The 16,799-nt window shown below is 34.0% G+C and carries 12 protein-coding genes and 3 pseudogenes; 5 read left to right on the top strand and 10 right to left on the bottom strand.

The annotated features are described in order from the left end of the window. Positions 1 to 197 precede the first annotated feature (197 nt). Entirely contained in the window at positions 198 to 377 is a 180-nt protein-coding gene (locus tag EM808_RS29910) for a MerR family transcriptional regulator (RefSeq protein ID WP_351954346.1), read from the bottom strand. A gap of 433 nt (positions 378 to 810) precedes the next feature. Here EM808_RS29910 and EM808_RS25195 point away from each other — a divergent pair, with 433 nt between their 5' ends. After that, positions 811 to 1,791 carry a tyrosine-type recombinase/integrase gene (locus EM808_RS25195; RefSeq protein ID WP_127742056.1) on the top strand — a complete coding sequence of 327 codons (981 nt, stop codon included), beginning with the start codon at positions 811 to 813 and terminating at the stop codon, positions 1,789 to 1,791. A gap of 694 nt (positions 1,792 to 2,485) precedes the next feature. Here EM808_RS25195 and EM808_RS25190 read toward each other — a convergent pair. Together EM808_RS25190 and EM808_RS29905 are read right to left on the bottom strand one after the other, a co-directional pair. Then, a pseudogene (locus EM808_RS25190) lies at positions 2,486 to 2,764 on the bottom strand (HU family DNA-binding protein); the annotation flags it as partial. Positions 2,765 to 2,923: 159 nt separating this feature from the next. Next, positions 2,924 to 3,073, bottom strand: a complete 150-nt coding sequence (locus EM808_RS29905; protein ID WP_164849793.1) for a hypothetical protein — start codon at positions 3,071 to 3,073, stop codon at positions 2,924 to 2,926. Between the two features lie 199 nt (positions 3,074 to 3,272). Between EM808_RS29905 and EM808_RS29980 the strand changes: the two are divergent. The 4 genes and pseudogenes from EM808_RS29980 to EM808_RS29895 all read left to right on the top strand — a co-directional run. Beyond that, positions 3,273 to 3,397 (top strand): annotated as a pseudogene (locus EM808_RS29980) (helix-turn-helix domain-containing protein); the annotation flags it as partial. A 41-nt stretch (positions 3,398 to 3,438) separates the two neighbouring features. Further along, positions 3,439 to 4,445 (top strand): annotated as a pseudogene (istA, locus tag EM808_RS29900) (IS21 family transposase); the annotation flags it as partial. 149 nt (positions 4,446 to 4,594) lie between these two features. Further along, positions 4,595 to 5,122 carry an ATP-binding protein gene (locus EM808_RS25180; RefSeq protein WP_328590393.1) on the top strand — a complete coding sequence of 176 codons (528 nt, stop codon included), beginning with the start codon at positions 4,595 to 4,597 and terminating at the stop codon, positions 5,120 to 5,122. Next, positions 5,085 to 5,186: an ATP-binding protein gene (locus EM808_RS29895; RefSeq protein ID WP_412973758.1), complete on the top strand. Its 102-nt coding sequence runs from the start codon at positions 5,085 to 5,087 to the stop codon at positions 5,184 to 5,186. The genes EM808_RS25180 and EM808_RS29895 overlap by 38 nt, the downstream gene beginning before the upstream one ends. Before the next feature lie 313 nt (positions 5,187 to 5,499). Here EM808_RS29895 and EM808_RS25175 read toward each other — a convergent pair whose 3' ends face one another. From EM808_RS25175 to EM808_RS25145, 7 genes are all read right to left on the bottom strand, one after another. Beyond that, complete coding sequence (locus EM808_RS25175) at positions 5,500 to 6,465, bottom strand: aldo/keto reductase (protein ID WP_127742052.1); 966 nt, start codon at positions 6,463 to 6,465, stop codon at positions 5,500 to 5,502. 30 nt (positions 6,466 to 6,495) lie between these two features. Then, positions 6,496 to 6,762, bottom strand: coding sequence for a DUF2316 family protein (locus EM808_RS25170; protein WP_127742050.1), 267 nt, complete (start codon positions 6,760 to 6,762; stop codon positions 6,496 to 6,498). Positions 6,763 to 6,823: 61 nt separating this feature from the next. Next, positions 6,824 to 8,236 (bottom strand): DHA2 family efflux MFS transporter permease subunit, encoded by a 1,413-nt coding sequence (locus EM808_RS25165; RefSeq protein WP_127742048.1) that lies wholly within the window; start codon positions 8,234 to 8,236, stop codon positions 6,824 to 6,826. Positions 8,237 to 8,333: 97 nt separating this feature from the next. After that, a complete protein-coding gene (locus EM808_RS25160) occupies positions 8,334 to 8,723 on the bottom strand; it encodes a MerR family transcriptional regulator (RefSeq protein WP_127742046.1) in 390 nt (129 codons plus the stop codon). Between the two features lie 467 nt (positions 8,724 to 9,190). Next, entirely contained in the window at positions 9,191 to 9,484 is a 294-nt protein-coding gene (locus tag EM808_RS25155; protein WP_127742044.1) for an exonuclease/endonuclease/phosphatase family protein, read from the bottom strand. Between the two features lie 217 nt (positions 9,485 to 9,701). Continuing rightward, positions 9,702 to 10,004 carry an HU family DNA-binding protein gene (locus EM808_RS25150; protein ID WP_127742042.1) on the bottom strand — a complete coding sequence of 101 codons (303 nt, stop codon included), beginning with the start codon at positions 10,002 to 10,004 and terminating at the stop codon, positions 9,702 to 9,704. 633 nt (positions 10,005 to 10,637) lie between these two features. Next, on the bottom strand, positions 10,638 to 14,942 hold the full coding sequence (locus EM808_RS25145; protein WP_127742040.1) for an AAA domain-containing protein: 4,305 nt from the start codon (positions 14,940 to 14,942) through the stop codon (positions 10,638 to 10,640). Between the last annotated feature and the right edge of the window lie 1,857 nt (positions 14,943 to 16,799).

The raw sequence follows: 16,799 nt of genomic DNA, 5'->3' as shown, positions 1-16,799 counted from the left end.
GAACCAGGCTACTTCAAGTTCCTTATCCTAGAACTCCTTTTTTTCTGCACGTTTCTACTCCCATAATCATTAGTAAATCGCTCTATTCTTCTGGAGTGATGAAACTTATCTCGCTTTCTCTATACATATGTTTCTCCACTTTCAGTAATCCTTTTGAAACATATTGTGAAACAGTCACAGGACTTAAATTACATTTTTTATCTACTTCCCCTGTTGTATAACCTAGTTTTGCTAATCTTTTTTAACTTTAAAATATCATTCTCAGAAAAGTACTTTCTATTATCTATACGGGAACTTGCTCCTTTAGAAGGTAATAGCCTTTTCTCTCTCTCATATTTTTGAATAATTGTTATTTTCATATCTAATAACTCAGCTATTTCTCTGGAAGTTATCTCTCCTTGAGCCTAGATTTTTGAATAAGCAGAATTCTTTCAAGTAGCTAGTTATAATTATTTATTTATCCCAAACTTTTAACAGCGAATTAAACATTTCCTTTAAACTTTTTACTATGAAAAACCAACCTTAAATCATTGATAACATTGAATTTACATGCACTTATCTTTAGTTTTCTTGTGCTTTAGGCGGAATTACATTTTTTCATGAACAACTGCTCATCTAATTTCTTTTAAAAGGCCTTTAGCAACACATTGGTTTATAACTAAGATTAAATAAAAGATTTTTCACTTTTTAATCACCATATTATTTCCATCTAATCGCACATAATGGTTATTATGTGTGATTAGATAAAAATTGTAGTATAGTAGAATATATGTTCTTGACCGATAATCTTTAGAAAAGGTGTTGGATATAGTGAATTCGAAAGACAAACATCATTTGGACATGGAGAAAGACCTTCTTTCTTACTATGAAGAAGAGTTAGATATTTTTCGAGTGTACTTAGAGGACTTGGGGTACTCTTCCCTTACGATCCGTAACTATTTTTATGACATTAAGTTATTCCTAATTTTTCTATATGATCATAAATCACAAAAAGTTGGATTGGACACTGTCACCAAACAAGATATTGCAGGATTTTTACGCAAGCATCACCGGAAAGCTTCGAAGGCAAGCCGGAATCGACGATTGATGACTCTAAGAACTCTATATAAATCTTTAATGAAATCAGAAGTTCTAGTTTATAATCCTGCTCAAGATGTGGATATGGCAAAACAAGAAAAAGGACGACTTCCCACTTATCTAAGTGACGAAGAACTCTTATTACTTTTTACGTCTATGCCACCAAGCGATTACTATATACGTAATAAATGTATATTGATGTTGATGGGACTTGCTGGGTTACGTGTGGTAGAAGTACATAATCTTAACATTTCAGACATTATTAGAGATCAAGAAGATCCAGGCATTGAAGTATCAGGGAAAGGAAATAAAGCTCGATACATTCCCCTTCCTATTCCTTTATATCAATTGCTATTGGATTATGAACGAGTATTCCGTGCTAAACCAAAACCCAATCATTCGAATGCATTCTTCCTTTCCAAAAGAGGTGTAAGAATTTCCAGAAGGAGAATACAAGAAATAACAGAGAATGCCTTTGAGTTTTTGGAACAGCAACCTGGATTTCAATACTTGGAACAAAAGAAACTAACAGCACATAAATTACGCCACACCTTTGGAACTAGTATGGTTCGAGATGGCACCGACTTAGTAACTATACAACAGCTTATGGGACATACAAATTTGAACACTACGCAAATTTATACCCATGTTAGCAATGAACAGAAGCAAAAGGCCATGAGAAATAAGGATGTTTCAAGATTTTTTAGCAATTGATTTTCACCGCCAACCCTTGAGGCTGTAAGGGTTGGCGGTTTTTTTATTTAAGAATCACTTCTCTCAGACGAAATTAATTTAGTTAACATGATGAATCACTCACGTAAATTTGTCACAATGCGTTTTTCCGAAATCATTTAGCCCCTCTTGGTATCCAACTTTTTTTGCAGAATAGATTATTACAAATTTAGTATTTACAAAACTGTTGAAGTTGTAAATTTCAGTAATAGCTTAATATCTTTTAAGAAATCCCTAAATACTGAAATTTTATATTCATAAAATATTATGAACGCGTAAAATTAAAGTTAGCTTTTTTTATTTATCATCGTATATCATTACAGCTACAACCCGTCTAACCGCTTCTAAGGAATCATAATATAATCTCAATGAGTATCTTAAACTATATTTTTTGTTCGTTAAATGAGAATTTAACGCAGACTTATATATTCGTATAATAATTGTTTATACTACTTCTCTTGTCCGTTAATGAGACTCCATTGTATTTTCTAGGCAGTATTACTTTCTCCAATTGGTACTATAATCATTCGTTCTGGAAGCAGCTATAACATACCGCCTGGTTATACAAATATTTAGTTTTGCTACTTGGAGCATTCTGTCTAAAAATTAATCCTTAAAGAAATTAAAAGGTATATAAAAAGTGGTAGAGGATTAATCCCCTACCATACTAAAGTTCTTATTCTTTTACTGCATCTTTTAAGTTTTTTCCAGCTTTAAAAGTTGGTGCTTTACTTGCTGCAATTTCTATTTCTTCACCAGTTTGCGGGTTACGGCCCTTTCTAGCTGCTCGTTCGCTAACAGAGAAAGCACCAAATCCTAATATTTCTACTTTTTCACCATTTTTCAATGATATTGTGATTGTTTCCATTACGGAGTCAACTACTCTAGATGAGTCTTTTTTTGATAGTTCAGAGCTTTCAGCTACTGCATTAATAAGTTCTGTTCTGTTTTGTTCATCATTATGTACCTCCTAAAAATCAGTTCTCCAAATAGGACACTACTAGTATTTCACAAACTTTTTTAATTAGCAATTATAAAGCTAATGACTTGGGGCCTGAAGCTTTTTCCCAATCAAATAGAAATTCTTCTATTGTTGTATATCTTTCTAATCTTTCTAAATTAACTGCTTTAATAGCTCCTTTATAAAGTTCTGTCCTCCATCCCACTTTGAAGTGGAGCGAACAAGTTCTCCTCCTAAAAGCCCAAATGCAATTGCTCCCATATTAAATACGTTTGTCCTTTGGTCAATTTTGGCACCTAACACAAATTCTTCTGGACATGAATCTTGATGCCCCCCACATACGCCCCATCTTATTTATAAATGTTTTCTTTTGATATAAATCAATGTCACAAATCTTTATTACATTACTTTTGTTAAAGCCGATGTTTAAATCCTCAATATAACCGGAATAAAATTCCCCATCTAAGATAGAACCATAGTTTTTTGTGAGGAGCTATGGTTCGTGAAAACTAGAGGGAAATTTTTTATGATTAAAGAAATGTACCAACAAGGAATGAGTATTACTGATATTGCTAATGAGTTAAAGATGGACCGCAAGACGGTTAAAAAAATACATAATGTCCGAAACCATCCCAACTACTAGGAAAAGAAATAGAAGCAGTAACAATAGGAGGATGTTAGAGGATCAGGTGTTTAATGCAGAGAAACTGCTTCTTCGAGATCAAGTCGCTTGGATATCAAGGTGGCAAAACGAGATTAAAGGATTATATGCTGCCCTATCGGGAACAGGCAAAAAAGAAATATACTGTCCGTTATGAAACCCTTCCGGGTAAACAGATGCAGGTCGATTGGAAAGAGGTCGAATTCTGAACGAAGAAAAAAGGAAGCTCTCCATGTTTGTTGCCATCTGAGGCTATTCGCGAATGAAGTATGCTTTGTTTACTTTATCCCAGGATCAGGAACATGTTATGCATGGTCTAATTTACAGTTTTAAATATCTGGGTGGGATACCTTCTACTATCTTGTTTGATAATATGAGGACTGTCACAGATGGACGTGATTAAGGAGTCATTAAATGGAAGAGAAGATTTGCAGAATTCGCCTCTAACTATGGATTTATTCCAAAGGCCTGCCGCCCATACAGAGCCCAAACAAAGGGAAAAGTGGAAAGGGCTATTCAGTACATTATGAATCATTTTTATGTAGGGACAAAGTTTAATTAGTGTGGAAGAATTGAACCAACTTTTAATGAGATGGCTGGATACCGTTGGTAATCGAAAGAGAAATGAAACAACCGGCTATTCTCCTTAAGAAAAATGGACAGAGGAAAAGCTCCATTCAATAATGAGAAGAAAGAATATGATACAAGTTATATTTCCTTTAGGAAAGTTCATTGGGACGGAAGGTTCTCCTATAAGGGAGAAAGCTGGATTCTATCCTCTAAGTATGCTGGAAAAGAAATATTGGTAAAAGAATCTCTGGAGGGGTTAATTAGGATATTATCAGGGAGAAGAAATTAGTAAGCTGCAGCGACGAAAAAAAAGTTATCACCTTCTCCGAAAAAATAAAAAGGAAACAGACTGTCGTGGTTGGCGCCCCACAGCCTGTTTCCTTGGAAGTAGATAAACGCCCCTTATCCGTCTATGATGAATTCACTAGGGGTGAATCATCATGAAAAGAGAGATAAAGGAGTATAGCCAAAAAATAAACTTGCCCGTTATATGCGGACCGATGGTCCGAGCTGGCCGAACAAGCGTCTAAAGATAATGTACCATATTCACAGTTTTTATTCTCGAGCTGGAAATCACTGAAAAACAGGAAAGAATGAAGAAAACCCTGCTGAAGTTTGCAAGGTTTCCTTACCGTAAAACGATAGATCAATTTGATTTTACAGCCCAAGTGGACATGGATGAAAGAAGAATTAAAGAATTAATGGGTCTTTCTTTCCTCGATAACAAAGAAAATTTAATTTTTTTAGCTCCTCCTGGTATTGGGAAGACACATCTTGCAGTAGCAATTGGTATGGAAGCAATCTCAAAAGGGATGAAAACCCATTTTATTACAATGAGCGAGCTAGTATCCCAGCTAAGAAAAGCTGAACAGCAGGAAAATCTGGAGAAGAAAATAGTTTCCTTTATTAAACCTTCGGTTTTAATTATCGACGAAATTGATTATCTGAACCTTGATACGCAAAGTGCACACTATTTGTTCCAAGTTATATCAAAAAGATATGAACGTAGCTCTATTATCCTTACCTCCAATAAAGGCTTTGGAGAATGGGGAGAAATGGTTGGATCCGAGAATTGCTACAGCGATGTTAGATCGCCTTTTGCATCACTCACGTATCATTAACTTGAAAGGTGATAGTTACAGACTAAAAGAGAAGCACTTGAGTACGCAAAAACAGAAGGACTGAAATGTCCTTCTGGGGAATTTTAAACCGGCGAATTTGAGGAAGTTTTAATCGACCTTGACAGTCCGTATTGCAAGATGAGGGAATAGCCTAATTTCAGTTCGATAATTACTACATTACTAGTAACATTTTGTAAATTAATCTGAATTTTTCATAGTAATCTAAAAAGACCTACTTTATAGGCATACTTATATGTTTTAACGTTGCAAGAAGAAAAGCTACCACAATGACAGCTCCTCCCTTCACCCTTCTTGTACCTTAGAGTTTAAGTACATTACTTCATAATAATATTGAAAAATCTCTCCAAAAAACTTCTTTACTGTTGAACCACCATTCCATTTTTGAATTGCATTCTAGGAAAACTACCACCAGCAATTTCATTAACTTGTATGGCTTTTTCAATTCTTTTTACATCACTACCATTTAAATGAACATCCAGAGCCTTCATTGATTCCAGAAGCTGAGATACTTTTCTGGCACCAATTAAAGGTAGAATATCTTCTCCTTTGGCTAAAACCCACGCAACAGCAAGTTGTGCTACCGTCATTTGTTTTTCTTCAGCTATCTGCCGTAATGCTTCGACTAGAGAAAGATTTTTGTCTATATTCTCCTTAGAAAACAAAGGAATATGAGAAGTAGTATGATCCACTTTGTCTTTTGTCAGATTGCCACCTAGTAATCCATGAGCCAGTGTACCAAATGCCACAACATTAATTCCTAAATCCCTTGCTGTTGGTAAAATATCATTCTCAATGTTGCGATTGAAAAGAGAGTATTGGTACTCCACTAAACTAATTGGGTGAACGGAATGGGCTTTTCTTAACGTATCAGCTTCAACTTGGGTCATCCCAATTTGTTTGACGTATCCGGCATCGACCAACTCGGATATTGCTCCTATCGTCTCCTCAACTGGTATGTCTAAATCGATTCTTGCTGGTTGATATAAATCGATATAGTCAACACCTAATCGTTTAAGTGAATAAGTTAAATAATTTTTTATATGTTGAGGTCTAACATCCAAACCATACATTTTGCCATTCGGAGCAACTAATGCACCAAATTTTACTGATAAAAAAGCTTTGTCTCGATTGTAACCCTTTAGTGCTTCGCCAATCAGTATTTCGTTATGACCACTCGTATAAAAGTCTGCTGTGTTAATGTGAGTGATTCCAGCGTCCATGGCAGCATGAATCGTGGCGATACTTTCCCTTCTGTCAGAATTAGCATTTGACATACGACTACAGCCAAGTCCTAGTCTTAATATCTCTTTTTTACTTACCATATTTTTATCCCTCCAAATTATCTATCTTCATTACTTATATTTATACCAAATATTCTTTTTTAATATGGAATAAGGATACGGTACTTTTCCTTGCTCTTTAATTTCAGCCTCCAAATAATCACGAAGTCGCCAAACTGATTCTCCATGAGAAGCAGGTCCAAGATTAAGTGTATCTTCCAATTGCTTAACAGTAAAACCTAGATCTGCTTGAATATCTTCAGGTGTTAAACCTGATATTTCGTAATTTGCAATTAGTTCTTTACTTGTTTGCTTTCGTTGGGCAGGATTTAAACTCATCAATTTACCTCCTATAGTACTTTCCCATTTATCTATCTTCAGTATACCTATTATTATCCTTCTACTTCTGAAGATTTGTTTCTTCTGAACGACTTCCTTTTATAAAGAAAGCTAATATCACTCCAATAAAGCTGACGAAAACTAGAACAGTGAAGGTCATATTTACTCCATAAATAGCACCCTCTATTCCACGCACTTGTGAATTTAACGCAGTATCGGTCATAATCGTAACAAGAACGGCCGTTCCTATCGCACCTGCGACTTGACGTAGCGTATTATTCATCGCCGTTCCATGCGGAATATATTTACCTGGCAATTGATTTAAAGCTGCAGTGGTAAGTGGCATCATTACTGCTGATTGTCCCACCATCATAAGTGTAAAAATTAATGTTAAATAAGCAAACGATGTTTCAGCACTAAGATTAGTGAACATAAATACACTAACTGACACAATCGCAAGTCCCACAACTGCAAGCCATTTAGCCCCAACCTTATCAAAGATTCTTCCTGTAATTGGTGACAATATTCCCATTATTATCCCACCAGGCATAATAATTAAACCTGACTTCAATGCAGTGTAGCCAAGCATATTTTGCATAAAGATAGGTAATATGGTCATACCACCAATAAAGGTAACAAATACAATAATGACTAGCACCATCGGCAGTGTAAACATTGGGTATTTAAACACTCTGAATTCAAGCATTGGCTGTTCCAACTTTAATTGACGGATAATAAACCAAGTCAACACGATAACTGCACCAATTAGGATAAAAATGGTCTGATTGCTACCCCATCCTTCATTTCCAGCTATGCTAAATCCATACAAAAGTCCACCGAAACCAAACGAAGATAGAATAATGGAAAACAGTTCGACCTTTGGGGAAGTAAGTTCTGTTACATTTTGCACTAAAAAATAAGAGACAATTAATACAATGACAGCCAAGGGAAATAGTATTTCAAACATAATGCGCCATGTATATTCGTCTATGACCCAACCAGATAACGTCGGTCCAATGGCTGGAGCAAAAGCAACAACCAGTCCGAAAATCCCCATGGCCGTTCCCCTTTTTTCTTTAGGAAAAATAACAAATAAAACGGTTTGCATAAGTGGCATTAATATACCAGCACCTGAAGCTTGAATCATTCTACCTATCAACAGAAAGGAGAAACTAGGAGCTATTGCACAGAATAAGGTACCTAATGCGAACAACCCCATTGCCAAAAAGAACAATGTTCGAGTAGTAAACTTCCGGATTAGAAATGCAGTAACAGGTATCATAATCCCGTTTACTAACATAAACGCTGTGGTAAGCCACTGTGCAGTATTACTTGTGATATTGAAATCTTTCATTAAATGCGGTAATGCAGTAGTCATTAATGTTTGGTTTAGAATCGCAATAAACGTTCCAAACATAAGCACAGCAATAATTCCCATTCGATTAACTTTTTTTGTAGATTGTTCTTTTGTCATAAAATACACCACCTGTTTCTTATCATCATAGATATATAGGCATCTCACAAATTAAATTAACGTATTACGCAAACGTAATGTTTGGTTTAAAAAAAGGTTATCCACCTTCTCTTTTTTCAAACCAGCGCTCAAAGTGTTCAATTAGTGACTGAATTTCCCCACGGAATTGCTGGATTTCATTTAATTTCTGATTTGCTTCTGCTAAATGCTGACGAAGGATATCTAGAGCTTTCCTTTTTGATTGTACTCCACTAGGATCGATAAAATATAGCTGAACTACTTCTCGCATTTCATCCAAACTCAGACCTAGTTTCTTTAGTTGGTCAATTTTCCGAAGACGTTCTATAGATTCCTCGGTATAATAGTGCTGCCCCTTTCCTTCTCGCTCACCCGGAGGCATGAGTCCTATGCTTTCGTAGTGTCGGATGGTGCGTTGAGTTACCCCAGCTCGTTTTGCTAGTTCTCCAATTCGCATTCGTTTATCCATAAATATCACCCCTTCAAACATAACGTTAACGTCATGTCTCAGAGTATACATTCCATTTTTTATATTGTCAACTTGATTTTTTTATGTACGTCATGATCAAATTTACTAGATGATATATATGGGATTAGACATTTTTTATTATGTTATAATTTAATCTAAGAATGTCCGAACTATAATACGAGTTGGTTTATATCCAAGGGGAATTTCTTCTTCCCCCAATCCAAATCGTTTCATGGTTTTCGATCAGCGGACAATCTCCCATAAAAAAAGGACTTCTCCAGTTTGTTTGCATGCTTGAGAAAGGTGTCTAGATGATGCTTAAAAGGTTCTTCTTCGTCTCTCCACCAACACATATGACAAGAATAAAAGGATATTGGTCGTCTATCATAGATAATTTTAACTCCGACTACCTACGAGTTTACCAATTTTTAATATCCACACTTTTTGAAACGTAGAAGGAATATTCTTCACCTGTTGATTAAAATGGCTAGACCCTTTTCGTAGATATTCTTAATTTCATTTAAGAGACCCAAAACTAAGGTATATTCAGTAACACCTATTTTTTCAAGCTCTTTTAATAATATGTAGGCGAAATTGCTTGATTTAACATTAATATATATGTACTCTTCCACAATTAATTGATTTACTTCTTGTAGGCCAATCATATCATATGATTTTTCTTGGATTGTATGTAAGATATTAATCTTTTCTATTTGATTTTCTTCTTGCCAGGAATGACAGTTCAATGTTAGTAATTTCATTTATATTTCCCCCAAAACCAAATAAACACTTTGATTTAAAATGTTCCCCTTTCAATAAATCTTACTGGTAAATCCTTATTAGACGTTTCATCACTTACTGCTTGAATGGAAAGGTTAATCCCTATATCTACAAGAGGAATTTCGAAACGGATTACCACAGTAATAAATTTAAAAAATATACTATTTTTGCATTGAGATTAAATAAAAAAAGGCAGGATTAGTCTCCTGCACTTTGCTCTTCCTTTATTCCCTTTACTGCATCTTTTAATTTTTTTCCTGCTTTAAAAGAGGGAACTTTGCTTGCTGCAATTTCAATTTCTTCGCCTGTTTGTGGATTACGTCCTTTTCTAGCTGTACGTTCGCTAACAGAAAAGTTACCAAATCCTAAAATTTCCACTTTTTCACCATTTTTTAATGTTGTTGTGATTGTTTCCAATACAGAGTCAATTACTTTAGTTGAGTCTATTTTCGATAGATCAGAGCTTAGAGCTACTGCATTTATAAGTTCTATTTTGTTCATAATTATGTACCTTCAGATAATCAGTCCTATAGATAGGTCTCTATAAGTATTCCACAAACTTTTTCATTTCGCAATTATTAAGCAAAACGACCAACGCGTAAACATTGTCACCATTTTTAATTATTACAGAAATGCTCCCTCAATAAACAAATACTTTTTTCTTAAATAGACAGTTTTGTTCATATTATTAGCTAACTTTAAAGGTATATTTAGAAAAAAGGAACACAATTATGCGGTTTTAGGAAGAAAACAAGTAAAAGAAAATAACTGTAAATATTTTCGTATAAAAATGGCTTTACCTAATAGATTTGGAAAAATAAAAAGACAAAATCAACATGTTTGTTTTCAATTCCTTCAATTTACTCTAATCTAGTCTAAATACATTTATATACTAGTGTTCATTTCTAACTATAGAACAGCATTTTTATTAACTGCTCTTCAACCTAAGTCGCATAAAATATCAATACTTGATTTAAATAGTGTGATATGATTTTCAAATTACAGAGGATTTCGAATTTCCCTGGCCATCAAATTGAAACGGGAGGATATTTCTAATGAACCTACATCGTCTTTTTTTGAATTTAAAAACGCAGAATAATCTCCTGCGTTTTCCCATAAGTAGTTAGATATAGGTCAGTTTTCAATCTTCTCAATACCCAACTGTTCTAATTTCTCCCATAAACTTTCTAAAGACTTATTTTTATTATAATAAAACTCTCTACCTCTAACTCTCCAAAACTTCCAACCCGCTCGTTCTAAGTCATATTGCCGTTGCATATCCTCTTCCCACTTTTCAGGGCCATGCCATTTTTCACTATCGCATTCAACAGCAAGACGGTCTCTAATTCCTTCAATAACTAAATCAATACGGTAATTTCCTACTTTAACTTGTGGCTGGACCTTATAACCTTTTTCTACAATCATTCGTAATACTTCAATTTCAAATGGAGAATCACACTTTTCTTCTAAGATCTCTACAATTTCATTCACCCTTGTTGGATTTTTCACATAGTTTAAAAACTTGTATCGATAACAATTTTTATTCATTTCTTCTAATTCAATTGAATGATATAGTCTCATTTGATTTTTAGCTCTACTTGCAGCTACATTAAAGGTTTGTTGATGTTCTTTTTTTGTCATCGCAAGAAACCTCCTGTTCCCGGCAATAACCATTGATAAGAATATAATATCTCTTTCGTCTCCTTGAAGACTGTATGCATTTCCACATATTATTTTTCTTTTTACAAACTCACTATCAGATATTTTCTCACGTATTTTATTTTCAATATGAGTTGCTTGTTTATTCCCTTGTAATGTAATTACTCCAATTGTGTGTTTTTCAAACTCTGGATCTGTTATTACCTTTTCAATATCCTCAACAATTTTATCTGCTTCCGGAACATTTATTAAAGAGCTTGATGTTCCTTCAGTAACAAAACCGTCTTCAACTTTAATTGCTACTACTGGAGGCTCTATTTTTTCGTTGTTAAATGGAAGTCTTAAAGGAACCATTTGCCCTCCATAGCTGAGGTCATTCGAAAATTGGATAATTTCCGGTACACATCTAAAGTGTTCTTTTAACATTAATCTACCGCTCTTTGGAAAAATTTGATCTGCAATTTCGTAAAGCGATATTTTATGGTCAAACAACCTCTTGTTTGGTACCCCTTCTAAATAGCGTTGTATTAATTCTTCTATTTCAGAGTCTTTTGTTCCAATCCCATACGGGCTTATTTGTTCATCATCCCCTACTACAACCACTTTTTCGCCACGTAGTAGCACAGGGATGGACATGATATCACATTGACTACTTTCATCAAAAATAATTACATCAAACTTATCATTATAAATTGGGAAGTTTTCAATCACTTGATTAACTGGCATAATCCAAACAGGAATAGCAGATTGGGCCTTTTCCATTTCTATACGCGCATCAGCTAAGTAACGTTTGTTGTTGCCAGTACCTTTCCCATAGCGCTTTATAAAGTTCTTCCAAGCTACAAGTGCTCTCTTTTGAGATTCAGATATTCGGCTTATTTGATTCAACCAAGTAGAATTTGAAACTATTGAAGTTATTAACCTTTTTTGATAATCTTGTTCAGATTTAATGCTAATTTCAATTTGTTCAGCTTCAAAGTCTTGATTTTCTGTCATCCAATTATATAATGACTTAAGTTCCCATGATTTTTTAAATTCTCTTGGCATTGCTATATCTTTGGAAAGTAACTTAACTATCCTATTTGCTGTTTTTGGAGCAGTTATTGCAAAATTAGTATATAAAGCGGAGAATCTATTTACATCTTCCTTCCTTTTAATTAGATGCTTTAATTTTTCAAGTACATGCTCCCATCTAGAATCATCTTTGTTATCCAATACATGAAGGAAGGATTTTATAATTGGGTGTACTTCTTTTTCTATTGAGAGTTGTTTTAATGAATTTCTATATGAATTGTATTCCTTTTCCCATACTTGAAAGTTTAGAACATCAAACACGCAATTAATTGTTAATTTAAACTCTATATAAAAATTGTAATTCAGCCAGTTTGTATTATTTAGTAATAAGTTTTTTGAGGTTTGTATGAAATCTTCTACCCAACCGCCTAACTGTAGGGATTTTTCATAAGTTTGTATCGTTTTGTCAATCGTACTAAAAAGACGTTTGTCTTCAGTATTTATTGGGATACCGCCTATTTCATGAATATTAGCATTCCAAATGCGAACAGCTTCCTCTTTTTTCTTTTTTAATAGAAGATAAAGTTGCAGTATTTCAATTTCCTCTATAGTTCTGATTGGCTTCCCATTAATAATAGGTGATTCCCATAAATATCTTGCATTTTTCCCCTTAGTTAAAGCAAATAATGTACCTGGTTTCTTGTTTACTTTAAGACGGTCCGCCAAAATAGATATATCTATCTCTAATTCAAAGTCTGGTTTGTTTGGTAAGGTAATTTGATGATTAACAATAGAGTTATAAATAGTTAGCATTTCTTTATTCAGTACTTTTATACTACTGAAGAAAGAGGTCCATCGTTCTTTTCGAGAACCACCGGCTATGTAATCATCGAGAATCTGCTGATGTACAGTTCCCTCCTTGAAAAACTCCTTGTATTGTAAGATTCTTAATAGCTGATTGTTTATCTTTTCAGTATATGACTTATCATGAGGAAATTTAATTTTATTAGTATGAAAGATAGCATTATCATATTTATGTTTTAAATTCTTACCATTGGAAAGCCACCTTTTCATTTCTTCAGTTGTTTTTATTAATTGTATGTTTGGAAGAACAATATCTTTTAAATAAAGATCCTTTTCTTCTAATTTACCTCTAAGTTCCCAGAAAGTTCTAAACTCCTCTTCTGATATAGGGAATTTAGAATTCAATTCCACTTTATCCAAGATCCAATGATAATCTACTGATTCATCAGTCAAAATTTGTGCAGTATTAGCTTTGCTGATGAAATTACCTTTGTACTCAATTTCTGTTTTTTCATTTTTACTATATGCCATTAACTGATGTTTCAATTTCGCCTCCTTTCTTCTACTATCTTCTAATTCTTCTTTGTTTTTTGTAATCTCTGCTTCTAATTTTTCAATTGTAGTATTCCCGAGCTTATCAGAAATTGTCCGTATAGATGTTTCAATTTCTTTAAGAGAATCTCTTCCTCCCCCTAGGACTGGTACACATAAATCACGTATTTCGCTTGGAATTTTTTCTTTAAGTACTTTTAAAGGACTTTCTTTCTGACTTGTAATAAGTATTTTCTTTCCATGTGCTAATAAATGAGATACTAAATTAGCTATCGTATGAGTTTTGCCAGTCCCTGGAGGTCCTTGTACTGTCAAACCGTAGTTACTTGCCAGTCTTCTAGCAATTTCTTTTTGATTTTCATTTGAAGCAAGAGGAAAATATAAATCTGTAGCTACTCTGCCCCAATTATTATTATTTAGATCTTTATCAGTTAGGAATTCATGTCCAACAATAGATTCAACTGTAGCAGGTACCTTAAATTCCTCTTCTTGCAAAGATTCAATAATTTGCTCTAAATCCTTTTGTAAAACCTGATTATCCTTTCGTCTTAGAACAATAACATATTCATTTAAGTGGCCTATAGCATCTTTTGAAGCAATAAGAGGTTCATCCTCTAAAGCAGTTCGACCACTCGCATCAATTACTTGCATAAATTGAGTAGATAAATCATTCATATCTTCTTCAAACACATCTCTATATCGCGCTATTCGTCCTATATTTTGAATCTCTTCTATATTAGGAAGTGGGATACCACTAAATATATTAAGTTCAAGTTTGAATCCTTGATTCGTTGGCTTAACAATAATAATACCTTTGTCAGTATCAAGTTCAATATCCATTTTCGTGGTAAATAAAGGGTGTAATATAGGATCAACTTCAGTTTTCCACGTAAAAATTGTCTTTCCTAACATCAATTCAAGTCCTTCACCTTCAATTTGAAAGTCTTGATTGATTTTAAAAAAAAGTTCATATAATGTTTGAACTTTTTCCATCTTTGAAATTGAATCTGCCCAGTCTTTCCATGCTGCTTTCCAGTCATTAAACAATTTTATCCGCCTCGGATCTTCCTCAAAACGAATTTCTAACTTATCAGATCCTTGTATAACTACTTTTGGATTAGGTATTTCTGGAGGGTTATTTTCTTTATTATACGAATATGTAATCCACTCTCTAATGGATTTGTCAGGGTGTGGAGGAGTCAAGATTTCTTCAGTAAACTTCTGTCTATGAATCTCAAGAATTGCTTCTTTATCATTTCCTGATCCCATTAAATAAACACCATCACCAAATTCTTCTAGAGAAGCTTTAGTCCAATTTTTATCATATTCCTTAAAATTACGGACAACTTTAGCTCTAAGGTTATTGACTTCTAATAAATATTCAAATAGTTGCCTAACTTTATCGCTCAATTAAAAGCACCTCTTTATTATTTCATATACTCGATATCACATTTATATGTAAAGAAATACTAAATAATTCTTGTCAGGCAGTCTGTTACTGCTGTTAAAGTCGATGTTAAAATCCTCAATTTAACCAGAATAAATACCTCATCTAAAAATAGAACCATAGTTTGTTGAGATGAGCTATGATTCGTAAGGCAAGAGGCGGATTTTTAAGATTATAGAAATGTACTAATGAGGAATGAGTATTATGATATCGCCAACGAGTTGACGATGTCCCTAAGCGGTTAAAAATACATATGTCAAAAAACATTCCAACTGTTAGAAAAGGAAAGAAGAGTAAACTTGAAGAATTCAAGGATTATATCGATAAGAGGATGCTGTAAGATTGGGGATTTAATGCAGAGAAACTGCTGTTCGAGATCAAGGCACTTGCTTACCAAGGAGGCAAAACAATATTAAAGGTTTAGATGTAGCCTTATCGGAAACAGGGAAACAGGAAATATACTGAACATTATAAAACCCTTCCGGGTAAACAGGATGCTGCTGAATGGAAGGAGGACGGAGCAGTAATTTTGAACGAAAAAAAAGGAATCTCTCCATGTTTGTTGCCATCTTAGGATATTCGAAATATTCGAGAATAAAGTACGCTCTGTTTACTTTATCCTAGGAACATGTCATGCATTGGCATTAAAAAGTTTTAAGTATCTGGTTGGTACCTTCTACTATCTTGTTTGATAAATAAGAACTGTCACAGATGGACATGATCAGGGAGTCATTAAGTGTAATTAAAGATTCGCTGAAGTTCGCCTATTCCTAAGTTCTTCCACCCATACAGAGCCATAACGAAGGGAAAAGTTGAAAGGGATATTCAGTACATTATGTTTTTACGTGGGGACAAAGTTTTATAGTGTGAAAGATTTGAGACAACTTCTAATGAGATGGCTCAATTGCGTTGGCAATTGAAAGAGGAATGAAACGGCTATTCACCACAAGAAAAATGGACAGAGGAAAAGCTATCCCATCCAATAAATGAGAAGAAAGAATATGATACAAGTTATAAAAGTTCATTGGGACAGAAGCTTCAGCTTCTCCTATTAAAGAGAAAAGTTAGATTCTTTCTTCTAGGTATGTTAGTAAAGAGTTTTTGGTAAAAGAATCTCTAGAGGGATCAATTATGATTTTTTATCAGGGAGAAGAAATCAGTAAGCAACAGCGACGGAAAAAAATATCCTAAAAATAAAAAGGAAACTGTCGTGGTTGGCGCCTTACTGCCTGTTTCCTTGGAAGTAGCTACACGTCCTATATCAGTCTATGATGATTTTACTAGGGGGAATCATCATGAAAAGAGAGATAAAGGAATATAACCAAAAATGAAACTTGTCCGCTATTGCGAATCGGTGGTAAACTGGCCGAACAAGCGACTAATGATAATATACCATATTTTCAGTTTTTCTTCAGTCTTCTGAAGCTGAAAATCACTGATAAACAGGAAATAATGAAGAAAAATTCTGCTAAAGTTTGCGAGGTTTCCTTACCGTAAAACGATAGATCGATTTGACTTTATAGAATTAAAGATTAAGTTTTAATTAAAAAGCCTTTATATTCTATTCGGTTAATTAACTATAGACACAACAAAAAAGCGCCCTATTCATTAAAATAAGACGGCAATTTGAATGACATAAACTTTCATATTTAGGTTTACCCTCTTCATTTTACTTGTTCGAACTCTATAACCCACTCCGGAAAGGTGTTAGTCAGCGATGGATTGTTCTCTTTTTATAATTAACAGATTATATATATGCAAACAACTTGCATATATAGTGGCAGTTTCACCTTCCACATCATTATCTTCGTCCTTTTAGG

It is taken from the genome of Niallia taxi (assembly GCF_004005475.1).
Lineage (GTDB): Bacteria > Bacillota > Bacilli > Bacillales > Cytobacillaceae > Niallia > Niallia taxi.
This window is presented reverse-complemented; position numbering and strand designations above follow the sequence as displayed.